Below are 22,607 nucleotides of genomic sequence, written 5' to 3' on the forward strand. Positions count from 1 at the left end.
GCGCTCTCGCGCCGTTCAGGCCTGCCCCGCGCCCCTCACTCGGGCTTCGCCGGCGCCTTCTTCGCTGCGCGCGACGCGGACGACTTGGTCGTGCCGCCGCTGCGCCTCGCCGCGGGCTTCGCGTCCGCGTTCTGCGCCGCCGCAGCGTCGCCCTCCTTTGTCGCCGGCACGGGCTGCGCCGCCGCGAACTGCGCGAGCTGATTGAACTGGGCCTGCAGCAGATTCCACCAGGCCGAGGTGTCGAAACCCGGGGGCGGCGCGCTGTCCGAAGCGGACGCCTCGGGCGCGGGCTCAGGCTCGGGCGCGGCGTGCGCAGACCGAGACGAAGAGGCACTCGACGACGCCGGCGGCGGCGACATCTGCGACTGCGCGAACGCGCCAAACGCACGCAGCGTCGAGAGCGTCGCGCGCTGCACCTCCAGCGCCTGGATCGACGACTGCAACATGCTCAGGTTGAGCTTGAGCCATTGCTCGACGGCGCGCAGGTCGGTGATGCGCTTGTCGAGTTCCTCGATGTTGGTGAGCGGAGTCATCATGTCGGACATCATCGACAGCGATGGACCAAAGCCCTGCGCCATCCCTGGCTCGCTGCCAGGAAACGCGCTGCCGAACGGTGTGAGACGCATCATCCCCCACATGCGGTCCAGCATTTCTGCGGGCGGGAAACCGGGAAATCCCGGGAACGGCGGCACGGAACCTGCTGAATCGGTCATGCGGATCTCCTCGCACAGTTGGAGGTCAAGAGACATGCGGTCCGATCATACCGCGCGGGCCGCACCGTGCGCGACGGTCGGCGCTCGTCGCGGTCCATACGATCAGGCCATCGTGCCGCCCGCGCAAATCATGGATCGTGACGCCATGGCCATCGGCCGTCACGCCCCGAACGGATCGCCGCCGGTGAAATCGGGCGCACGGCGCTCGCGCAGCGACTTCACGCCCTCATGCACATCCGGGCCCGAGAAGCCCATGAATTCGAGCGCGAGCGACGTGTCGAAATTCGGCCCAGCCATGCGCAGCCAGTTGTTCAGCGCGTACTTCGTCCAGCGCACCGCCGTTTGCGAACCGTTCGCGAGCCGCTTCGCGACTTCGAACGCCTTCGGCACCAGATCGTTTTCATCCACCGCGAGCGACACGAGGCCGATGCGCTCAGCCTCCTCGCCGCTCACCGGCTCGCACAGCAGCAGGTAGTACTTCGCCTTCGCCATGCCGCACAACAGCGGCCAGACGATCGCCGCATGGTCGCCCGCTGCGACGCCGAGACGCGTGTGCCCGTCGATGATGCGCGCCGTTTTCGCCGCGATCGAGATATCCGCGAGGAGGCCCGCGACGAGCCCCGCGCCCACGGCCGGCCCGTGCATCGCCGACACGACAGGCTTGCTGCAGTTGATCACGTTGTAGACGAGGTCGCGCGCCTCGCGCCAGACGCGCGCGCGCACGTCGAAGTGCGTGGCCATGTCCTCGACGAGCTGCAGATCCCCGCCCGCCGAAAATCCCTTGCCCTCGCCGCGGATCAGCGCGACGCGCGCATCGGGGTCGCGGTCCACGTCGCGCCAGATCTCGGCGAGTTCGCGGTGCATGTTGGCGTCGGCGGTTGCGAGAGCGCTCTTGTTCGTGCCTTCGCCGCTCATCACGATCTCGATGATGCCGTGCTCGTGCCGCTCTACGCGAAGCGCGCGATAGCTGGCGTAAAAAGAATCGTTCATGGACGAATACTCCTTGCTTCGTATTACTGATTGGTTGAACTGGATTTCAATGCCTGCGACGCGACTCGGTGCGGCCGATAGACCCACTTGCCGTCGCGAATCTCGACCATCACGCGGACGCGACCGTCGAGGACGAGGTGATCGTTGGCGCTCGTGTTGACGACACCATTCGCATCGACGAGATCGCGCGCCGATACGAACGCATCGCGCAGCACGGCGGCACGACTCCGGCGAGAGGGCTTCATGGTGTCTCCAGATTTATGGTGCGCGCGCATTCTTCGCATCGCTTCGCTCACCACACCGTCACCGGATCAAGCCAGCAGCGGCGCGGTGCGTGCCGGATGCGGCATCCGGCGAAACCCTTTCGGACTGCATCGCGCACGCGCCGCCCATGCAAGCGCGTCACCCTCAATCACGCTCCGGCTGCTTCATGCAACGGCACCACCGCCTGATCGATCGCGCCGAAAACCGACTTGCCCGCCTCGTCGAGCATTTCGATCTTCACGGAGTCGCCGAACTTCATGAATTCCGTGCGCGCCTCGCCGTGCTCGATCATTTCGAGGCAGCGCTTCTCGGCGATGCAACAGTAGCCGCGCTTCGCGTCCTTGTTCGAGATCGTGCCCGATCCGACGATCGCTCCCGCGCGCAGATTGCGGGTCTTCGCGGCGTGCGCGATCAACTGGCCGAAGTGGAACACCATGTCGGTGCCCGCGTCGGGCTGGCCGACCTTCTTGCCGTTCCAGTGGACGAGCATCGGCAGATGCACGCGGCCCTCGCGCCAGTGGCCGCCGAGTTCGTCGGGCGTCACCGCGACCGGCGCGAACGACGTGGCCGGCTTGCTCTGGAAAAAGCCGAAACCCTTCGCGAGTTCGGCGGGAATCAGGTTGCGCAGCGAAACGTCGTTGACGAGCGTGACGAGACGCACGGCTTTGAGCGCGTCGTCGGGCGTGACGCTCATCGGCACGTCGCCGGTGATCACCGCCACCTCGGCCTCGAAGTCGATGCCGAACGCTTCGGACGCACACACGATGTCGTCGGCGGGGCCCAGAAGATCGTCGCTGCCGCCCTGGTACATGAGCGGATCGGTCCAGAATTCCGGCGGCATTTCGGCGCCGCGCGCGCGGCGCACGAGTTCGACGTGATTCACATAGGACGATCCGTCCGCCCATTGATACGCACGCGGCAGCGGCGCCATGCACGCGCGGGCGTCGAAATTGAAGGCGTGGCGAGCGCGGCCCTGGTTGAGCGCATCGTAAAGATCGAGCAACTGCGGCGCGTAAAAGCGCCAGTCGTCGAGCGCGCGTTGCAGCGTGGGCGCGACCTGGTCGGCGATGGCGGCGGTGCGCAGGTCGCGGGAAACGACGATCAGCTGGCCGTCGCGGGTGCCGTCCTTCAGTGTGGCAAGTTTCATGGAAGCGGGCGTTGTCCGGATGACGATAGAGGAAATGTATTCTACGATGGTGAATCCGTGCAGCCCAAGCGGCGATAGCACAGGGGCGGCAGGCCGTTTTCGCGCTGGCGCCGTGGCTCGGGGCTTGCGGTGGGTTCGGCAGCCACCGCGGGCGATGGCCGCAGAAACCGTGGCTGCGTCACCCGTCGCTGCGGCCAGGCTACGCCGACGCGCCCTGCCCACGCTGTCTTGCCACCCGCTGCGCCAGTTGCTGTTGCCCTGACCAGAACGATATTCATGCCACCATTCGCACGCACCGCTCCGCGCTTTGCTACCGGTCCGACCGATCCGTCCGCCGCGGACGACCTCGGCCCGGACGACCTCGCCGATGCCCACGACCTCGCCGACGCCGACGCATCCGCTGGCGGCGAAGAAAAACTGCGATCGGGCATCCAGTCGATCGAGGTGGGTTTTCGTCTGCTGGAAGTGCTGACCAGCGAGCCGCGCGCGATGATGCTGCGCGACCTCGCACGGCGCGCGGGCATGAGCCCAGCCAAGGCGCACCGCTATCTCGTGAGTTTTCTGCGGCTCGGCGTGGTCGCGCAGGATCCGCTCTCGGGACGCTATGAACTCGGCGGCTTCGCACTGCAACTGGGCCTCGCGCGACTCGCGCGCGTCGATGGCGTCAAGCTCGCACGACTCGCGCTGGCCGAATTGCACGATGCGCTCGATGTCACGCTCGGCATCGCCGTGTGGGGTAATCAGGGGCCCACGGTCGTCCACTGGATAGAGTCGAGCCATCCGGCGAAAGCATCGCTGAAGCTCGGCGACGTGATGCCCATGCTCAGCTCCGCCACCGGCCTGCTGTTCGCCGCGTACCTGCCGCGCAGCAAGACCGGCCCTTTGATCGAGCGCGAACTCAGCGGCGCGCAGCATTTCACGACGGGCGCGACGCCGCGCACGGTCGAGCAACTCGAACGCGCGCTGGCCGAAGTGCGCGAGCACGGCGCGGCGCGCGTCGAAGGCATGCTTCTGCCGACGATCCACGCGTTCTGCACACCGGTCTTCGACGCAACCGGCGACCTCGCGCTCGGCCTGATCGCGCTCGGTCACGAAGGCGCGTTCGACATCCGCTGGAACGGCTCGGTCGATACGGCATTGCGCGCGTGCGCGCAGAAGCTGTCATGGGAATTGGGGTACAGTCCAGACGAACGCTGAACCACCATCGACATGCAACCGCCGGAGTGGAACGCCGCGTCTTTGTGCGTGGTCGAACCCGCTTCATGTCACATTAACGTTCATCGTCATCGCCAGCGATCCAGCCAATGTCGACCGCCACCGTCCCCACCCGCCCCGGCCCTGTCCGGCCGCGCCGCACATACGCGTGGCGCTGGGTGACGGCGTTCGTCGCGGTGACGATCGTGCACGGGCTCGCCGGCGAGTGGTTCGAGCGTCATCGCGGCGTGCCGCCACCCGTCGCCGCGGTGCACGTGCCGGTCCAGGTCGCGCTGCTGAAGCCCGAGCGTATCGAACGCGAAGCACGTCCCGGGTCGCCGTCCGCGCACGCGCCGAAACCGGCCCCGCGCCCCGTACACCACAAAGCGCCTGAGCCGCACACGCTCCATGCGATCACGCCGCCGCGGCCGCATGCGTCGTTGCCGGCGGAACAGCCCGCAACGAGCCCCGCCGCCGAAGCGTCCGACGCCGCCGCAACCGACACATCGACGCCCCCGAGCCTGAATCAGAACGGCAATGCGAACGCTGCACCGGGCGACGGCAATACGCCATCGGCGGCCCTTGCGAACGCGTCACACGGCGTGAAGTTTTCGATCCCGCCCTCGGGCGATCTGCAGTACGACACGTTTTATAACGGCGTGCGAAATCAGCCGGGCACGATCCACTGGATGAGCGACGGCGCGCGTTACGAAATGGTGGTGTCGGTGCCGCTGCCGTTCGTCGGCATGTTCAGCTGGACGAGCCGCGGACGCGTGGACGCGTTCGGCCTGGCTCCGGACAAGTACATCGAGAAGCGAGGCCGTCGCCCCGAGGATGTCACCCACTTCAACCGCAGCGACAAGCAGATCGAGTTCACGCGCACGCCGGCCTCGCTCGCGTTGCCCGACGCCGCGCAGGATCGCTTCAGCATGGTGATGCAACTCGCGAGCCTCGTTCGCGGGGACCCCGACGCGTACCAGCCCGGCGTCACGCGCGAGTTCTACGTCGCCGACAACGATAGTGCCGAGACCTGGCCCGTCACGACGATCGGCGACGAGACGGTGCAGACGAGACACGGCTACCTCACGGCGCGCCACTTCATGCGACTGCCTCGCCGCGAGGGCGACAAGCGGCGCATCGATGTGTGGCTCGCGCCGTCGCTTGGCTGGCTGCCGGTGCGGCTCGTGCAGACCGAGCCCAATGGTACGGAATTCGAATTGCTTTGGCGTGGTGCGGTCACACCGCCCGCATCGAACGAAACCGGCGGCACAAGCACGGCAGGCAACGGTGCGAACGCGGCGGCGCCTGCGATCGAAGCAGCGCCATCGAGCGAAACAGGCGCTGCGTCCTCGGGCGACGTGACGTCCGTGCCGTCTGCATCGCCGGCATCGGTGACGACAGTGACTGGATCGCAATCTTCATCGCCTCCCGCCATAACGCCGCAACCGGCGACGTTACCCACGGCGCCCTCGCCAACATTCGCAAGCCCGAATGCCATACCGGGCATGAGCGACGCCATCAAGCCCTGAAGCACGTATTGGCAACGCACAGTCTAAAAATGCGGTAACGCCCGCTCACAATCGAACTTGACCAGTGCTTTACATCGCTCGGCAAGTCGCCGCGAAATAGCGCATACTGCAATCACAGGAAGCGAGCGTTATCGGGAACATATCGGGTGCATGCGGTAGCCCATTCACTGCGCCCTCGATCTTGATCACAGCTTCCAGCATTGCGCTTCGCAACGCCCCAATCTGAAGAATAGAACTGACGAAAAGATCGAAGCGCGCTGTCCAAATGAATTCCGGGGACCGCACCCCAAACCGTCCCGCGCACGTTCGACGCGCGCGGGTTGCTCCACCGGCATCACGTCCACGCAGCACCTCGCAGACGGCCTGACTCCCGACCCGGCAACGTGAAGGAGGAAACCATGCAAGTGACTGTCAACGGCATCGATACGCACTATGTCCTCGATGCGCGCAGTGGCGGACCCGCGCTCACGTTCGTGCATCAACTGGGCGGCGATCACACCGTGTGGGACCAGGTGGCGGGTCATTTTCGTCATCGCTACAACGTGCTGCGCTATGACGTGCGCGGTCACGGCGCCAGCGCGATTTCGCGCGAACCGTTCGGCTTCGCACAGCTTGCCGCCGATCTCAACGCCATCCTCGATACGAAGGGCGTAACGAGAACGCACCTCGTCGGCGTGTCGATGGGCGGCATGATCGCACAGCAGTTTGCGATCGACTATCCGGCACGCGTGCTCTCACTGACGCTGTGCGACACATCGAGCCGCACACCGCACGAGGCACGCGACATGTGGACCCAGCGTGCCGCGCTCGTGCGTCGCGAAGGCACAGCGATGCTCGCGAACGCCACGATGGAGCGCTGGTTCACGCCGGAGTTCCGCCAGGCACACGGCGAAACGGTCAAGGTAATTTGTGACGTTTTATTACGGACAGCTTCGGAAGGTTATGCGATGGCGTGCGAGGCACTGCGTGATTTCGACGCGCACGACCGGCTCGCGGAACTGCGCGTACCCGCGCTCGCCGTCGCTGGACGCTACGACGGCGGCACGCCGGCTGCCGCCACACGTGCGCTCGCGGACGCCATCGCGGGCGCACGTTTCGAGATCCTCGACGCTGCACATCTGGCCCCTGTAGAGGAATCCCACAGATTCACGGCGTTGCTTGAAACGTTTCTGCATCAATCGGTCTAACGGAGGCGCCAGACAAGGGAAGCAGCACGAGAACGAGAAAGAGAGCAGCCCACAAGAGCAGTAATGAGGGACCCCCTTGAATTCCAGAACCAACGCTCCATGTATTGCAGTAAGGAAGCCAGGGAGCACAGGAAAAAGGAGTGTCGCCATGCAAATGATCTACAACAGTCCGAACTATTGCGTCGTCGAATTCCCGCCGGAGGATGGTCACGGCGCGATGAAGTCGGGTGGCTATGAAATCGTCGACAAGAATGCACGGCGCGAGATCTTCATCGACGGCGTGATGGCGGCACATTTTCGCGAGCATGTGCAAAAGCTCATCGAGGAAGAACCGTCGCTCGATGAAGTCGACGAGTTCCTCGGGCAATTCGACAGTCTCATGATGCACCCGGTGGTGCTTCACTGACCTCCCGCATTAGCGACGCTCGCGCATCCGCTCAGAAAACCCCGTCCGCATCGCGGGACGGGGTTTTCTTTTTCTGCTTCTTCGTCTCTTTGCCGGGAGAACGGCAGCATCACTTTTTACCGACAGCGCCGCCGACCTCCTCAATATCGGCCAAATCCACGAGATTCCTCGGCATGTCCGAATTGCGGAACAGCCGTTTGTTCTGGCGAGGATAGTCGCAAACATCATGCGCGCGACGTTCTCCGACGACGATACAGCGCAAGGTCTCTAAACCGGTATTCCTGATCGAGTGAGGCAAGCCCCCCTTCCTGTAGCCGATGAAATCCCCTTGCCCGATGGCGTACTCATCGTCCCCGATCACAGCGGTCGCTGTTCCGCTCAGTACGAAGACGCACTCATCCTCATGATGGTGAAAGTGATGCTCGGTCGTCTCATGGCCCGGCTCGACCTCGATTAGATGGAAGCCGAATCCGGTAAGCCCGGTCGCATCCCCTAGCGACTTGTTGATACGCATTGCGCTCGGGTTTCTGAAATGGGTTTTTCTTGTGCCCTCCATCTCAGCGATTTCCTGGCTTTTGATCAGATACTGGCTCATGGTGATCCTCGTTCGCGATGTCCGATATCGTTACGCAATTCAGCCGGAAGAACTTTACCGCCGAAACGGCAGCTACCTCCTGAAGATTCAACGGATCGATGGAATCATTCAGCCAGTGCATCGAAGCCTGGTGTCTTTCGAGGGCGTTCGACTCTCGTCGCACAGCGTGTTCGTCCGCAGTCCACCCGCGCAGTCCGCCCGTATCTACCCGTTCCCGATCTTTGCAGCCATCATCGCACGCACCCCGCCGGCTGCGCGGCGGACCGCGCCGGCGCCCGGCGAAACTGCCCGTCAGCGGCTACAATATTGGGTTTCACCGCTCGACCGGCGCCAAGCCCACCGCCTTCCATGAACCAGCCTGCCGATAACGTTCCTAGCGCCGTTCCAGCCCAGTACACGCGCGGGGCCGCCCTGCCCGCGCTGCTCGCGTCGCGCATCCTGATCCTCGACGGCGCGATGGGCACGATGATCCAGCGCTACAAGCTCGACGAAGCCGCGTATCGCGGCAAAGGCGGCGTCGAGCGCTTCGCGGACTATCCACGCGATATCAAGGGCAACAACGAACTGCTCTCGATCACGCAGCCGCAGATCATCCGCGAGATCCACGACCAGTACCTCGCGGCAGGCGCCGACATCATCGAGACCAACACGTTCGGCGCGACCACCGTCGCCCAGGCCGATTACGGCATGGAAGACCTCGTCGACGAGATGAACCTCAAATCGGCGAAGCTCGCGCGTGCTGCGTGCGACCAGTACTCGAGCGCCGACAAGCCGCGCTTCGTCGCGGGTGCGATCGGGCCGACGCCGAAGACCGCGAGCATCTCGCCCGACGTGAACGATCCGGCCGCGCGCAACGTCACGTTCGAAGAATTGCGCGCCGCGTACTACCAGCAGGCGAAGGCGCTGATGGACGGCGGCTGCGACCTGTTCCTCGTCGAGACGATCTTCGACACGCTGAACGCAAAAGCCGCGCTGTTCGCCCTCGACCAGTTGTTCGAGGACACGGGCGAGCGGCTGCCGATCATGATCTCGGGCACCGTCACCGACGCATCGGGCCGCATTCTCTCGGGCCAGACCGTCGAGGCGTTCTGGAACTCGCTGCGTCACGCAAAGCCGCTCACGTTCGGCCTGAACTGCGCGCTCGGCGCGGCGCTGATGCGCCCGTACATCGCCGAACTCGCGAAGCTGTGCGACACGTATGTGTCGTGCTACCCGAACGCGGGCCTGCCGAACCCGATGAGCGACACCGGCTTCGACGAACTCCCCGCAGACACATCGGGCCTGCTCAAGGAATTCGCGTCGGCGGGCCTCGTGAACATCGCGGGCGGGTGCTGCGGCACGACGCCCGATCACATCGCCGCGATCGCCAAGGCGCTTGCGGAAGTGAAACCGCGCCGCTGGCCTGGCCAGTATCGCGACGCCGCCTGAAATCACGATGCGGCCGCGAAACGCTGTGCCGCCGTCGCGCGGGGCGCAAGCCCGCCGCCACCCAAGACAACCCGACGACCCGGCCCCACGCCATGACTGACCATACCTTGCGACTCTCCGGCCTCGAACCCTTCAACGTCACGGAAGGCACGCTGTTCATCAACGTGGGCGAGCGCACGAACGTGACCGGCTCGAAGGCATTCGCGCGGATGATCCTGAACGGCCAGTTCGACGAGGCGCTCGCCGTCGCGCGCCAGCAGGTCGAAAACGGTGCACAGGTCATCGACGTGAACATGGACGAGGCCATGCTCGACTCGAAGGCGGCGATGGTGCGCTTCATGAACCTCATCGCATCCGAGCCCGATATCGCGCGCGTGCCGATCATGATCGACTCGTCGAAGTGGGACGTGATCGAAGCGGGCCTGCAATGCGTGCAGGGCAAGGCGATCGTCAATTCGATCTCGATGAAGGAAGGCAAGGAGCAGTTCGTTCACCATGCGAAGCTGATTCGCCGCTATGGCGCGGCGACCGTCGTGATGGCGTTCGACGAACAGGGCCAGGCCGATACCTTCGCTCGCAAGACCGAGATCTGCAAGCGCTCGTACGACATCCTCGTGAACGAAGTGGGCTTCCCGCCCGAGGACATCATCTTCGACCCGAACATCTTCGCGGTGGCGACGGGCATCGAAGAGCACAACAACTACGCCGTCGACTTCATCGAAGCGACGCGCTGGATCAAGGAGAACCTGCCGTACGCGAAGATCAGCGGCGGCGTGTCGAACGTGTCGTTTTCGTTCCGCGGCAACGATCCGGTGCGCGAAGCGATCCACACCGTGTTCCTCTACCACGCGATCCAGGCGGGCATGGACATGGGCATCGTCAACGCGGGCCAGCTCGGCGTCTATGCCGAACTCGACCCCGAACTGCGCGAACGCGTGGAAGATGTCGTGCTCAACCGACGCGCCGACGCGACCGACCGTCTGCTCGAAATCGCCGACAAGTTCAAGACCGGCGCCGCGAAGAAGGAAGAGAACCTCGAGTGGCGCAATCAGCCCGTCGAGCAGCGTCTCGCGCATGCGCTCGTGAGCGGCATCACGAACTTCATCGTCGAGGACACCGAAGAAGCGCGCCAGAAAATCATGAACGGCGGCGGACGCCCGATCAACGTGATCGAAGGTCCGCTGATGGACGGCATGAACATCGTCGGCGACCTGTTCGGTCAGGGCAAGATGTTCCTGCCGCAGGTCGTGAAATCGGCGCGCGTGATGAAGCAGGCCGTCGCGCACCTGATTCCGTTCATCGAAGAGGAAAAGCGTCTGCTCGCTGAAGCGGGCGGCGACGTGCGCGCGAAAGGCAAGATCGTCATCGCGACCGTGAAGGGCGACGTGCACGACATCGGCAAGAACATCGTGTCGGTCGTGCTCCAGTGCAACAACTTCGAAGTCGTCAACATGGGCGTCATGGTGCCGTGCAACGAGATCCTCGCGAAGGCGAAGGTCGAGGGCGCTGACATCATCGGGCTTTCGGGGCTCATCACGCCGTCGCTCGAAGAGATGTCGTACGTTGCCTCCGAAATGCAGCGCGACGACTACTTCCGCGTGAAGAAGATTCCGCTCCTGATCGGCGGTGCGACTACATCGCGTGTTCATACCGCCGTGAAGATCGCGCCGCATTACGAAGGACCGGTGGTGTATGTGCCGGACGCGTCGCGCTCGGTGTCGGTGGCGTCGAGCCTGCTCTCGGACGAAGGCGCGACGAAATACATCGACGAACTCAAGAGCGACTACGAGCGCATCCGCGACCAGCACGCGAACAAGAAGGCGCAGCCGCTCGTCACGCTCGAAGAAGCGCGCGCCAACAAAACGAAGATCGACTGGACGAACTATCAGCCCGTGAAGCCGAAGTTCATCGGCCGCCGCGTGTTCAAGAACTTCGATCTCAACGAACTTGCGAACTATATCGACTGGGGTCCGTTCTTCCAGACGTGGGATCTCGCGGGTCCGTATCCGCAGATTCTCAACGACGAGATCGTCGGCGAATCGGCGCGCAAGGTGTTCTCGGACGGCAAGTCGATGCTCGCGCGCCTCATCCAGGGCCGCTGGCTCCAGGCGAACGGCGTGATCGCGCTCCTGCCCGCCAACACGGTGGGCGACGACGACATCGAGATCTACACTGACGAGTCGCGCAGCAAGGTCGCGCTCACGTGGCGCAACCTTCGCCAGCAGTCGGTGCGGCCGGTGGTGGACGGCGTGATGCGCCCGAACCGCTCGCTCGCCGACTTCATCGCGCCGAAGGAATCGGGCGTGGCCGACTACATCGGCATGTTCGCGGTGACGGCGGGCATCGGCGTGGACGTGAAAGAAGCGCAGTTCGAGAAGGACCACGACGATTACAGCGCGATCATGCTCAAGTCGCTCGCGGACCGCTTCGCGGAAGCGTTCGCCGAAGCGATGCACGCACGCGTGCGCCGCGACCTGTGGGGCTACGCGGCGAGCGAAACGCTCGACAACGACGCGCTCATCGGGGAGCAGTATTCGGGCATCCGTCCGGCCCCGGGCTATCCGGCGTGCCCGGACCACCTCGTGAAGCGCGACATGTTCGACTTCCTGCAGGCGGACGAAATCGGCATGAGCGTGACCGAATCGCTCGCGATGCTGCCGGCCGCGAGCGTCTCGGGCTTCTATCTCGCGCATCCGGACAGCACGTATTTCTCGGTGGGCAAGATCGGCGCCGACCAGCTCGCAGACTACGCACGCCGGATGGCACTCTCCGACGCGGACGCCCGCCGCGCGCTCGCGCCGCTGCTGTGACACCTGGACGAACGGGTGCGGCAGGCTGAACGTTCTGCCACACGCGACGCTTCGTTTTTGTAAGATGGGGCACTACCACAGGCCAGAGGGCCGCATCGGTTAAACGGTTACGGCGGGCGGCGCATTGCGTCGTCTCCGGCACCGTACCTGCTGGCGGGTCAGCAAGTCCTCAAAAGCAACTACCGACGGAGTAATCGTATGAAGAAGCTGATGTTGATCGTGACAGCCGTGGGCGTCGCCGCGCTTGCCCAGCCGTCGTTCGCCCAGCCGGTTGCGCCGCAGGAATCGAGTGCCGTGTCGTCTTACTCGGCGCCCACCGAAAAACATGTGAAGAAACCGAAGATGAAAAAGGCGAAGAAGGACGCGGCCTCGGCCGCCACGGCGAGCTAGCCGCCAGCGACCATGCCCCATGCCGCGTCACGCGGCCCGCCCAAAAAAAGAGCCCGCAAATGCGGGCTCTTTTCTATCCTGAGTAAACCGGCGCCAACGCAACGCGGCTCGCGATCCTACTGCGAAGCCATCCGCGAGACCTGCCCGTGTGTGCCCTCAAAGGCCCCACACGATATCGTTCTGCTCCTTGCGCGCCGCGCGCAGCATGTCGAGGAACGGGAACGCGCGCTGGGCAAGGCCGACGGGCAACTCGTGGTGAGCGCGATCGTCCTCGCCTTCGTGGAAGTGGCCCTGGTGCTCGGCGCCCTCCTTCTTGTCCGTGGCGATCGCCGCTTCGAGCTTCGTGATCGCGGCATCGAGTTCGTCGTGGGTGATCACGCCACGCGCTGAAAGCCGCTTGCCGATGATGCCGAGCAGGTACTGTGCGAGGTTGTCCATCATCATGACATCAGGCGCCGCATGGCATTTGAATGTAACCAGCATGACTGTTCCCTTTTGATTTTTGAGGTCTGCAACTTCCGGCCGACAAACCGCGAAGAACACCCATCGCGCAGCCGACAAGCCCACCCGGCAAGGAACCCGCACGGCGGCTGCCTGCAGGGCCGCGTCCGCCCTTGCAGGGCATCGCATTACACATATTAGCACCTGCTAAAATCCCTCTGAACGAATTACCCGTAGGGCGCGGCCGGCAAGGCGCGGACCGGATTCGCGCCAGACTGCGCACTGCGCGCGCGAGCCACGGCCACCACGCCCGCCCTCACCCGTCGCAGTCGACGGCACACTGACGACACGCCCCGGCCCGTGCCGTCGGAACGCACCCAATCACCCGCACAGGATCTGCAACCAGCATGCTGCCCGCACAGAAACACACCCTGGAGACCCTGCTCGCCGACGCAGTCGGCCAGGTCGCCAAAGCCATCGAAGGGGCCGCCGAATCGGCATTCGTCGTGCCCTCCATCACGCTCGAGCGACCCAAGGTCGCGGCCCACGGCGACGTCGCCTGCAACGTCGCGATGCAGCTCGCCAAGCCGCTGCGCGCCAATCCGCGCCAGCTCGCGCAGCAGATCGTCGACGCCGCGCTCGCGCTGCCCGCGGCCGCGGGCCTCGTCGAAGCGGCGGAAGTGGCCGGCCCCGGCTTCATCAACCTGCGCCTCACGGCGAGCGCAAAACGCGACGTGATCGGCGCCGTGTTCGCCGAAGGCGAGGCGTTCGGCCGCTCGAAGCTGGAAGCGGGCAAGCGCGTGCTGGTCGAGTTCGTGTCCGCGAACCCCACGGGCCCGCTGCACGTCGGCCACGGCCGCCAGGCCGCGCTCGGCGACGCCATTTCCAACGTGCTCGCCTCGCAGGGCTACGACGTGCACCGCGAGTTCTATTACAACGACGCGGGCGTGCAGATCCACAATCTCGCCGTTTCGACCCAGGCGCGCGCGCGCGGCCTGAAGCCCGGCGACGCGGGCTGGCCCGAATCCGCGTACAACGGCGAGTACATCGCCGATATCGCGCAAGACTATCTCGCGGGCGAAACGGTCGCCGCGAAGGACGGCGAGCCCGTGAAGGGCGCGCAGGATCCCGAAGACCTCGACGCGATCCGCCGCTTCGCCGTCGCGTATCTGCGCCACGAGCAGGACCTGGATCTGCAGGCGTTCGGCGTGAAGTTCGACCGCTATTACCTCGAATCGTCGCTTTACACGGAAGGCCGTGTGGACAAGACCGTCGAGGCACTCGTCGCGTCGGGTGAGACCTACGAAGATGGCGGCGCGCTGTGGCTCAAGACCACCGACTACGGTGACGACAAGGACCGCGTGATGCGCAAGTCCGACGGCACCTACACGTACTTCCTGCCCGACGTCGCCTACCACGTCACCAAGTGGGAGCGCGGCTTCACGAAGGTCATCAACGTGCAGGGCTCGGACCACCACGGCACCATCGCACGCGTGCGCGCGGGCCTGCAGGCGCTCGGCATCGGCATTCCGAAGGGCTACCCCGACTACGTGCTGCACAAGATGGTCACCGTGATGCGCGACGGCCAGGAAGTGAAGATCTCCAAACGCGCGGGCAGTTACGTGACGGTGCGCGATCTGATCGAATGGTCGGGCGGCGCCACGCCGGATAGCGACGTCTCGCCCGAATTGCTCGACGAGGCCACGATCCGCCGCGGCCGCGACGCCGTGCGCTTCTTCCTCATCTCCCGTAAGGCCGACACCGAATTCGTGTTCGACATCGACCTCGCGCTCAAGCAGAACGACGAAAACCCCGTGTACTACGTGCAGTACGCGCACGCACGGATCTCGTCGATCCTGAACGACTGGCAGGCGAAGCACGGCGGCAACCTTGCCGCTCTGCCCAAGGTCGGTCTCGCGCCGCTGTCGAGCGAGCGCTCGCTCGCACTGGTCGCGAAGCTCGCCGAGTTCCCCGACATGCTCACGCACGCCGCCGCCGAACTCGCGCCACATGCTGTGGCGTTCTATCTGCGCGAACTCGCCGCCGAGTTTCACTCGTTCTACAATGCCGAACGCGTACTCGTCGATGACACCGCCGAGCGCGACGCCCGCGTCGCACTGCTTGCAGCCACGCGCCAGGTGCTCGCGAACGGGCTTGCGGTGATCGGCGTCTCCGCGCCCGAGCGCATGTAACAACGGCCACGCGCGAGAGCAGCACGCGAAGCGACATGTATGGGACCGTCCGCTATATTGCGGGCGGTCGTTCCAGGATTCCTTGTTTGCAGGTGATTCAGACGATGGCACAACCGCGCCGCACTACAAAACAGCAGTCAAAGCAGTCCGGGGGTACGTTTCTCGGTGTCGTCCTGGGCCTGATCGTCGGCCTCGCGATCGCGGTGGTGGTAGCGCTCTACATCACGCGCGCGCCGACGCCGTTCGTCGCGAAGGTCGCGCCGCCGGCCGCTTCCGATGCGAGCCAGCCCGACGCCCAGTACGACCCGAACCGCGCACTACAGGGCAAGTCGCCGGGCCAGCCGGTGCCGCAGACGGCGCAAACCACACCGCCCAACACCGCACCGGGTCAGTCCGCGAACCCTGCACAGTCGTCGGGCATGCTCGAAGAGCCGCAGATCGTCGAAGTGCCGGGGTCGGCCCCGGCGAGCGCGAACGGCATTGCCGTCGCCCCGCCCGCGGCCGGTTCGAACGATATGGCCAATGCCGCGAAGAAGCCGCAGTCGACAGGCAATCCGCCGCAGACCCTCGCGAACAACGAGCCGCAAAAGCCCGCAACGGCCATCCCTGCACCGGGCGCCAAGCCCGCGACGGGCAGCGCGGCTGCGCCGGGCGCCGCCGACGCGAACGCCGGCTACTTCCTGCAGGTAGGCGCGTACAAGACCTCCTCCGACGCCGAGCAGCAGCGCGCGCGTCTCGCGTTCCAGGGCTTCGAATCGAAGGTCACCCAGCGCGACGCAGGCGGTGTGACGTATTATCGAGTCCGCATCGGCCCGTTCGGGAAGTTCGACGATATGAACTCCACGCGTCAGCGTCTGTCAGACGCGGGCATCGATACGGCCGTTATCCGTTTCAGCAAGCAGTAACCCAGGCGCCCGCGCCGTGCCGCCGTCCCGCCCGCTTGCAGGGCGCGCAGGCGGCGCGTCCCGCGGGCAACAAACGACGCAGCACCCCCGCATGTAGGAGCAGGCCCGGTACGAGCGACGCTCGCGCAAGGGGCGATGCGGTTCAACGCCGGCTGTGCCGGCCAAGTCAACGAAGGTCAATAGAACATGAAACGACTTCTTGGTTCGCTTTTGCTCTCGCTCTCGATGTTCGTCGGGATCGCGCATGCGGCGCCAGCCGCGCCCGTGTCCGGCAAGGACTACGCGGTCCTCGCGACTCCGCAGCCGGTCAACGTGCCCGCCGGCAAGATCGAGGTCATCGAGTTCATGTGGTACGGCTGCCCGCACTGTGCAGAATTCGACCCGCTCCTCGAAGCCTGGATCAAGAAGCAAGCTCCGGACGTCGTGTTCAAGCGCGTGCCGGTGGCATTCCGCGACGACTTCATCCCGCACTCGAAGCTGTTCTACGCGATCGATGCGCTGGGTCTCTCGCAGAAGCTCACGCCGGTCATCTTCAATGAAATCCACGTGAACAAGAACTATCTGCTCACGCCGGAAGACCAGGCCAAGTTCCTCGCCACCCAGGGCGTCGATCCGAAGAAGTTCATGGAGGCGTACAACTCGTTCTCGGTGCAGAGCGCACTCCAGCGCGACAAGGAAGTCGCCACCGGGTTCAACATCAGCGGCGTCCCGACGCTCGCCATTCAGGGCAAGTACGAAACCGGCCCGGGCCAGACCAACAGCCTGCCGCGCACGATCGAGGTGCTCGACTACCTCGTCTCGCGAGTCCGCGCAAAGCAGATGTAATTCCCGGCGCGCCGGTATGGGTCAACCGCTCAAGGTCTTCATCACCGGCGCGTCGAGCGGTATCGGCGCGGCGCTGGCCGCCGAATACGCGCGGCGTGGCGCCATTCTCGGGCTCGTCGCGCGCCGTGCCGATGCCCTCGCCGGTTTCCGGCAGTCCCACCCGCAGCATCCCATCTCCCTCTACCCCGCCGACGTGCGCGACGCCGATGCGCTCGCCGCCGCTGCGCGCGCGTTCATCGCGGAGCACGGCCTGCCGGACATCGTGATCGCCAACGCGGGCGTGAGCCGCGGCGCCCTCACCGGTCACGGCGAGCTCGCGACCTTTCGCAACGTGATGGACACCAACTACTTCGGCATGGTCGCCACCTTCGAGCCGTTCGTCGCCGCCATGAGCGAATCGCGGCACGGCGTGCTCGTCGGCATTGCGAGCGTGGCCGGTGTGCGCGGACTGCCGGGCTCGGGGGCCTACAGCGCGTCGAAGGCCGCGGCGCTGACCTATCTCGAGGCGCTGCGCGTCGAGATGCGTCCGTTCGGCGTGAACGTCGTTACGATCGCGCCGGGCTATATCCGCACGCCGATGACGGCGCAGAATCCGTATCGCATGCCGTTCCTCATGGACGTCGACCGCTTCGCCGCCAAAACCGCCGATGCGATCGCGCACGGCACATCGTTTGCGGTCTTTCCGTGGCCGATGCGCGTGGCCGCGGCGCTTTTGCGCGCGCTGCCGCGCTGGCTCTACGACCGCGTGTTCGAGAAGGCCCCGCGCAAGCCGCGCGCCACTGCCGACCACTGAGCCGCGCATGCTCGCGTGACCCCAGCACACGCGGCGAAAAAAACGCGCGTCCGGCGCGTCCCTATGGGCCAGGCGGATTAAATGGTTGTCCCGACAATTTCCCTTCGATAAGCTTTCCCGATCGGGCCGTCCCACACTCGCCGCGCCGCACGTCTTCCATGCCGCGTCGCGCGCAGAACAACCCCACGTGCCGGGGCGTGTCAAAACGCTACCGCAGACAACCGGAGAACCCATGCGCCTCATCTCGCCCGCCCCTGCGCTCGTCGGCCTGCGCGCCGCCGCATTGTGCGTCCTCGGCGCCACGCTCGCCGTCGCGAGTGCGAGCACGCTCGCGAAGCCACTGACGGTCTGCACCGAATCGAGCCCGGACGGTTTCGACGTCGTGCAGTTCAATTCGCTCGTGACGACCAACGCGTCCGCGGACGTGATTTTCAACTCGCTCGTCGCGTATGACGAGGCCGCAAAGAAAGTCGCGCCTGCGCTCGCCGACAAGTGGGACGTGAGCGCCGATGGCCTCACGTACACGTTCCATCTGCGCCCCAATGTGCAGTTCCAGACGACCGGATGGTTCAAGCCCACGCGCGCGCTGAACGCCGACGATGTCGTCTTCACGTTCGAACGCATGCTCGACGCGAACAATCCGTGGCACAAGGTGGCAGGCGCGAGCGGCTTTCCGCACGCACAGTCGATGGGATTGCCGAAGCTCATCAAGTCCGTATCGAAGGTCGACGACAGCACGGTCCGCTTCGTCCTGACCGAGCCGAACGCCACGTTTCTCGCGATCCTGACGATGGGCTTCGCGTCGGTCTACTCCGCCGAATACGCCGACCAGCTCCACAAAGCGGGCAAGGAAACCGACTTCAACGCGAAGCCGGTGGGTACGGGCCCGTTCGTGCTGAAGAGCTACACGAAGGACGCGTTGATCCGCTACGACGTGAATCCGGCGTACTGGGGGCCGAAGCCGAAGGCGGAACGTCTGATCTACGCGATCACACCCGACGCCGCCGTGCGCGCGCAGAAGGTGAAGGCTGGCGAATGCCAGATCGCGCTGTCTCCGAAACCGCAGGACGTCGCGGCGTCGAAGGCCGACAAGACGCTGAACGTGGTCGAGACGCCCGCGTTCATGACCGCGTTCGTCGCGCTGAACACGCAGCAGAAGCCGCTCGACAACCAGAAGGTGCGTCAGGCGCTGAACATGGCGTTCGACCGTACGACGTACCTGAAGACCGTGTTCGACAACACAGCAACGCCGGCTACGAATCCGTGGCCGCCGATCACGTGGGGTTACAACAAGTCTGTCCAGCCGTATCCGTATGATCCGGCGAAGGCGAAGCAATGGCTCGCCGAGGCGGGTTTCCCGAACGGCTTCTCGACGACGATCTGGGTGCGCCCCAACGGCAGCGTCCTCAATCCGAATCCGCGCGCGGGTGCCGAACTGCTGCAGGCCGACTTCGCCAAGATCGGCGTAAAGGCGGACATCAAGGTGATCGAGTGGGGCGAGTTGATCAAGCAAGCCAAACAAGGCCAGCACGGTACGCTGTTCATGGGCTGGGCCGGCGATAACGGCGACCCCGACAACTACCTCTCGCCGCTCTTCAGCTGCAACGCGGTGCAGTCGGGTATCAACTTCGCGCGCTTCTGCGATCCTCAACTCGACAAACTGATCTCCGAGGGCAAGGCCACCGCCGATCAGGCCAAACGCGTGAAGCTCTACGAAGCCGCGCAGAAAATCATCCACGATCAGGCGCTGTGGATTCCGCTCGGCTACCCGACCGCCGCGGCGATCACACGCACGAATGTGAGCGGTTATCGGGTCAGTCCGTTCGGACGCCAGAACTTCGCGGACGTCTCGGTGCAGTAGTCCGGAACCGGGCTGCGGCCAGCGACGGTTTTGCCACGAACCGCAGCACGCGGTTCGCGCAACGCCCGTCACATCATGCCGCCGCGGCGTATCCCATGAGTTCGGGCTCGCGAACAGGTGCCGTGTGCGTGAGCGTCTGCCAGCGCACCTTCGGAAAGACGTCCTCGCCGAGCGCGCTCTTCATCGAGAGATTCGTCACATGCACGCCGCGGCTGCGCAGCAGCGCTGCCGCGTGACGAAAAGACGGCTCGATGAAGTCGTGGAAGTTGCTGTCGAGATGGCTCGGCTGCATCTGGCCCGGCGATTCGTAAAACCGTGGCGTGTGCGCGGCATCGGAGAGATCGACGCCGTGCATGAAGATACGCTTCGCACCGAGCGAGGCGAGCACCTGCAGCGCGGCATAGGCAACCGTGCGCCCCTCGAAGACGCCGCGGCGGATATCGAGGCTGAAACCCAGCGACTCGGGCGCATCGAACAGCGCGAGGGATTTGTAGTCGTGCGCAACTCGCAATTCGTCGACGGTGAGCGCGCGCTGTCCAGCGGGACGCAACAGTTCATCGATCAGGAAAATGCGGCAACGCATTTGTGCGATGTCGAGTTGCTCGGCGATGCACCAGAGCACGAACGGTGTCGCGTATAACGTGAGCGGCTCGCCGATAATGCGTTCGACCAGGTCGGGCCGATTCCGCACGAAGCCGCAATCCACGATGCAGTAGTCGTCGAAGCGCACGCCCTGCCGCTCCTGCAACGCAATGGCGCCGTTGACGCCCATCACGCGGCGCATCGGCAACGCCCGGTAATCAATTTCATTGACGGATGGGCCCGTGGCGATGAGATGCCAGCCGTCCGGATCAGGCGCGGCGTGCGGCTCGCGGTTCACGCACGGGAGCGCGCGGCCCCGAATGCTCATGCCAGTGAGGCCGCCGCTTTCGTCGCGCGATATTTCGACACCATGTGCGATCCGCTCGTTGTGACGAAACGCGCGCGAGTGGGTCCAGCGGTAGCACAGCTTGAAAAACGTATTGCGGATGCGCCGTGCAGGCGCAGCCCCCGTGCGCGACTTTCTGTCGGCCTCCACGCCTGCACACGAAAGCTGCCCCGCATTTACTTTGTTAGCCACTTATATACCTCACGCTGAAGCGAAGCCAAAAGCTTCGCGTCTTAATGAAGTGTTTATTCTAAATTACAGGATTTTTACATTCATTACGAAACGTCATCCATTTATTACGGCGCCTTACAAACCTCCATACGTGCGACCCTTTCGAGGTGTCGTGCACGCTGCTGCGCAGTCAATCGGTTGGACGGTTGGTCGACGAGGCTACGGCGCGCTGCGGTACGGCACGTCGACTAACGCGCGGCGGCCTTGGGCGCCTGGTGTATCGCACAGCACCAGAGCGCAGCAGCATGCCGGGAACAATTCGTCGAACATGGTTGCAGTTTGGTAACTCAAGGCGAAACGTGCTCCGCTAAATTGAAGCCATGCAATCGTTCTTTTACCGAAGGGGGCTTCAATGAAAACGAAACTGTTTGCTGCCCTGGGCACCGGGGCACTCATCCTTACCGCATCTCAAACCGCAATGGCACATGTGTCCGTGGGTCTGAGCATTGGCGTGCCCGCGCCGGTGTACGTTGCACCCGCCCCGGTGTATTTCGCGCCGCCGCCGGTCCGTGTAGTCGCGTACCAGCCTGCGCCCGTGATGATGCCGGCCGTCTACGTCGGCTGGCACGGCGACCGCTACTGGGACGGCCGCCGCTGGTGGGGCCACCGCGAGTGGTATGGTCAGCGGCGCTGGTGATGCGCGCACGGTCAGCCGATAACCGATAACCGATCGCCAATAGCAAAACGCCTCGCAGGCTGTGACCTGCGAGGCGTTTTTTCTTGTGCGCGCAACGGCGCGCCGGTTGTCGCCGGTTGCCGCCTGTTATTCGCGTCCGGTGACGATCTGGTCGAACGTGCCGCCATCCGCGAAGTGCGTGGCCTGTGCCTTCTGCCAGCCACCGAACATCTGCTCGACCGTGAACGTCTTGATCGGCCTGAATTCGCTGGCGTGCTTCGCAAGCACGCCGGCATCGCGCGGACGCAAGTGGTGCTGGGCGATGATTTCCTGCGCGGCCGGCGAGTACAGATAGTCGAGATACGCCTGCGCCAGCTTACGCGTTCCGCGCTTGTCCACGACCTTGTCGACGATCGTCACCGGCGGCGCCGCAATCAGGCTCACCGACGGATAAACTGCTTCGAAGTCCTTTCCATCGGCGCCCGTGTCGATAAGCGACACTTCGTTTTCGAACGTCACGAGCACGTCGCCGATACCGCGCTGCGTAAACGTCGTCGTGGCGCCACGGCCGCCCGCGTCCAGCACCGGCACGTTCTTGATCAGCGCGCGTTCGAAGTCGAGCGCCTGCGCGTCGGTTGCGCCGAGCAGCTTGCGATAGCCCCACGCCGCGAGGTACGTATAGCGGCCGTTGCCCGAGGTCTTCGGATTCGCGATGACGACCTGGACGCCCGGCTTTACGAGATCATCCCAGTCTTTGATGTGCTTCGGGTTGCCCTTGCGCACGAGGAACACCATCGTCGTGGTGTAGGGCGCGCTGTCGTCGCGCAGACGAGCGCGCCAGTTCTCGGGCACGAGGTGCCCTTTCTGCGCGAGCAAGTCGATGTCGTTCGGCTGGTTCATCGTCACGACGTCGGCCTGCAGGCCTTGAAGCACCGAAAGCGCCTGCGCGCTCGACGCACCATGCGACTGCTTGATCGATACGGTCTCGCCGGTCTTCTTCCGATAGTCGGCGATGAAGCTCGCGTTGATGTCCTTGTACAGTTCGCGCGTCACGTCGTAAGAGACGTTGAGCAGCGACGTGTCCGCCTGCGCGGCACCCGTCGCCAGTGCGATGATGCCCGCGCCTACCCAGCGCGATGCGCGTCCCCAGCCTGCCATGATG

Annotated in this window: 22 protein-coding genes; 14 read left to right on the top strand and 8 right to left on the bottom strand. The window is 64.7% G+C overall.

Going from position 1 to position 22,607, the window contains the following annotated elements; translation table 11 throughout:
* Nucleotides 1-35: 35 nt before the first annotated feature.
* From D1Y85_RS17555 to D1Y85_RS17570, 4 genes are all read right to left on the bottom strand, one after another.
* Complete coding sequence (locus tag D1Y85_RS17555; protein ID WP_124152347.1) at nt 36-713, bottom strand: PhaM family polyhydroxyalkanoate granule multifunctional regulatory protein; 678 nt, start codon at nt 711-713, stop codon at nt 36-38.
* A 159-nt stretch (nt 714-872) separates the two neighbouring features.
* A complete protein-coding gene (locus D1Y85_RS17560; protein ID WP_124152348.1) occupies nt 873-1,703 on the bottom strand; it encodes an enoyl-CoA hydratase/isomerase family protein in 831 nt (276 codons plus the stop codon).
* A 23-nt stretch (nt 1,704-1,726) separates the two neighbouring features.
* Complete coding sequence (locus D1Y85_RS17565) at nt 1,727-1,948, bottom strand: hypothetical protein (RefSeq protein WP_185219027.1); 222 nt, start codon at nt 1,946-1,948, stop codon at nt 1,727-1,729.
* Nucleotides 1,949-2,115: 167 nt separating this feature from the next.
* Nucleotides 2,116-3,114: a fumarylacetoacetate hydrolase family protein gene (locus tag D1Y85_RS17570; protein ID WP_124152349.1), complete on the bottom strand. Its 999-nt coding sequence runs from the start codon at nt 3,112-3,114 to the stop codon at nt 2,116-2,118.
* Nucleotides 3,115-3,390: 276 nt separating this feature from the next.
* On the opposite strand from D1Y85_RS17570, the gene D1Y85_RS17575 reads away from it, so the two are divergent.
* The 4 genes from D1Y85_RS17575 (at nt 3,391) to D1Y85_RS17590 (ending at nt 7,430) form a co-directional block, all read left to right on the top strand.
* Nucleotides 3,391-4,311, top strand: coding sequence for an IclR family transcriptional regulator (locus D1Y85_RS17575; RefSeq protein ID WP_124152350.1), 921 nt, complete (start codon nt 3,391-3,393; stop codon nt 4,309-4,311).
* Between the two features lie 107 nt (nt 4,312-4,418).
* Nucleotides 4,419-5,837 (top strand): DUF3108 domain-containing protein, encoded by a 1,419-nt coding sequence (locus tag D1Y85_RS17580; RefSeq protein WP_124152351.1) that lies wholly within the window; start codon nt 4,419-4,421, stop codon nt 5,835-5,837.
* Between the two features lie 398 nt (nt 5,838-6,235).
* Nucleotides 6,236-7,024 carry a 3-oxoadipate enol-lactonase gene (gene pcaD, locus D1Y85_RS17585; protein ID WP_124152352.1) on the top strand — a complete coding sequence of 263 codons (789 nt, stop codon included), beginning with the start codon at nt 6,236-6,238 and terminating at the stop codon, nt 7,022-7,024.
* Between the two features lie 148 nt (nt 7,025-7,172).
* Nucleotides 7,173-7,430 (top strand): BTH_I0359 family protein, encoded by a 258-nt coding sequence (locus D1Y85_RS17590; protein WP_124152353.1) that lies wholly within the window; start codon nt 7,173-7,175, stop codon nt 7,428-7,430.
* A 109-nt stretch (nt 7,431-7,539) separates the two neighbouring features.
* On the opposite strand, the gene D1Y85_RS17595 is transcribed toward D1Y85_RS17590, so the two are convergent.
* Complete coding sequence (locus D1Y85_RS17595) at nt 7,540-8,025, bottom strand: cupin domain-containing protein (RefSeq protein WP_124152354.1); 486 nt, start codon at nt 8,023-8,025, stop codon at nt 7,540-7,542.
* On the opposite strand from D1Y85_RS17595, the gene D1Y85_RS17600 reads away from it, so the two are divergent.
* From D1Y85_RS17600 to D1Y85_RS17615, 4 genes are all read left to right on the top strand, one after another.
* Nucleotides 8,024-8,377 carry a hypothetical protein gene (locus tag D1Y85_RS17600; protein ID WP_124152355.1) on the top strand — a complete coding sequence of 118 codons (354 nt, stop codon included), beginning with the start codon at nt 8,024-8,026 and terminating at the stop codon, nt 8,375-8,377. The genes D1Y85_RS17595 and D1Y85_RS17600 overlap by 2 nt on opposite strands.
* On the top strand, nt 8,374-9,453 hold the full coding sequence (locus D1Y85_RS17605; protein WP_124152356.1) for a homocysteine S-methyltransferase family protein: 1,080 nt from the start codon (nt 8,374-8,376) through the stop codon (nt 9,451-9,453). Before D1Y85_RS17600 ends, D1Y85_RS17605 begins: the two co-directional genes overlap by 4 nt.
* Before the next feature lie 92 nt (nt 9,454-9,545).
* Nucleotides 9,546-12,263: a methionine synthase gene (gene metH / locus D1Y85_RS17610; RefSeq protein ID WP_124152357.1), complete on the top strand. Its 2,718-nt coding sequence runs from the start codon at nt 9,546-9,548 to the stop codon at nt 12,261-12,263.
* A gap of 198 nt (nt 12,264-12,461) precedes the next feature.
* Nucleotides 12,462-12,653 carry an acid-shock protein gene (locus D1Y85_RS17615; RefSeq protein ID WP_124152358.1) on the top strand — a complete coding sequence of 64 codons (192 nt, stop codon included), beginning with the start codon at nt 12,462-12,464 and terminating at the stop codon, nt 12,651-12,653.
* Nucleotides 12,654-12,809: 156 nt separating this feature from the next.
* On the opposite strand, the gene D1Y85_RS17620 is transcribed toward D1Y85_RS17615, so the two are convergent.
* Nucleotides 12,810-13,136 carry a DUF1840 domain-containing protein gene (locus tag D1Y85_RS17620; RefSeq protein WP_124152359.1) on the bottom strand — a complete coding sequence of 109 codons (327 nt, stop codon included), beginning with the start codon at nt 13,134-13,136 and terminating at the stop codon, nt 12,810-12,812.
* 365 nt (nt 13,137-13,501) lie between these two features.
* On the opposite strand from D1Y85_RS17620, the gene argS reads away from it, so the two are divergent.
* The 5 genes from argS (at nt 13,502) to D1Y85_RS17645 (ending at nt 19,670) form a co-directional block, all read left to right on the top strand.
* Entirely contained in the window at nt 13,502-15,286 is a 1,785-nt protein-coding gene (argS, locus tag D1Y85_RS17625) for an arginine--tRNA ligase (RefSeq protein ID WP_124152360.1), read from the top strand.
* 104 nt (nt 15,287-15,390) lie between these two features.
* A complete protein-coding gene (locus tag D1Y85_RS17630; protein ID WP_124152361.1) occupies nt 15,391-16,191 on the top strand; it encodes an SPOR domain-containing protein in 801 nt (266 codons plus the stop codon).
* A 186-nt stretch (nt 16,192-16,377) separates the two neighbouring features.
* Nucleotides 16,378-17,016, top strand: coding sequence for a thiol:disulfide interchange protein DsbA/DsbL (locus D1Y85_RS17635; protein WP_124152362.1), 639 nt, complete (start codon nt 16,378-16,380; stop codon nt 17,014-17,016).
* Nucleotides 17,017-17,032: 16 nt separating this feature from the next.
* Nucleotides 17,033-17,809: an SDR family oxidoreductase gene (locus D1Y85_RS17640; RefSeq protein WP_124152363.1), complete on the top strand. Its 777-nt coding sequence runs from the start codon at nt 17,033-17,035 to the stop codon at nt 17,807-17,809.
* 232 nt (nt 17,810-18,041) lie between these two features.
* Nucleotides 18,042-19,670, top strand: coding sequence for an ABC transporter substrate-binding protein (locus D1Y85_RS17645; RefSeq protein ID WP_124152364.1), 1,629 nt, complete (start codon nt 18,042-18,044; stop codon nt 19,668-19,670).
* A 73-nt stretch (nt 19,671-19,743) separates the two neighbouring features.
* Here the strand turns inward: D1Y85_RS17645 and D1Y85_RS17650 are convergent, their stop codons facing one another.
* Nucleotides 19,744-20,790, bottom strand: coding sequence for a hypothetical protein (locus tag D1Y85_RS17650; RefSeq protein WP_124152365.1), 1,047 nt, complete (start codon nt 20,788-20,790; stop codon nt 19,744-19,746).
* A 391-nt stretch (nt 20,791-21,181) separates the two neighbouring features.
* Here D1Y85_RS17650 and D1Y85_RS17655 point away from each other — a divergent pair, with 391 nt between their 5' ends.
* The gene (locus D1Y85_RS17655) at nt 21,182-21,466 is read left to right on the top strand and encodes a PXPV repeat protein (RefSeq protein ID WP_124152366.1); all 285 of its coding nucleotides are present in this window, start codon (nt 21,182-21,184) and stop codon (nt 21,464-21,466) included.
* A 126-nt stretch (nt 21,467-21,592) separates the two neighbouring features.
* Here the strand turns inward: D1Y85_RS17655 and D1Y85_RS17660 are convergent, their stop codons facing one another.
* Nucleotides 21,593-22,603 (bottom strand): sulfate ABC transporter substrate-binding protein, encoded by a 1,011-nt coding sequence (locus D1Y85_RS17660; protein WP_124152367.1) that lies wholly within the window; start codon nt 22,601-22,603, stop codon nt 21,593-21,595.
* Nucleotides 22,604-22,607: the final 4 nt, after the last annotated feature.

It is taken from the genome of Paraburkholderia dinghuensis (assembly GCF_003837865.1).
Taxonomy (GTDB): domain Bacteria; phylum Pseudomonadota; class Gammaproteobacteria; order Burkholderiales; family Burkholderiaceae; genus Paraburkholderia; species Paraburkholderia dinghuensis.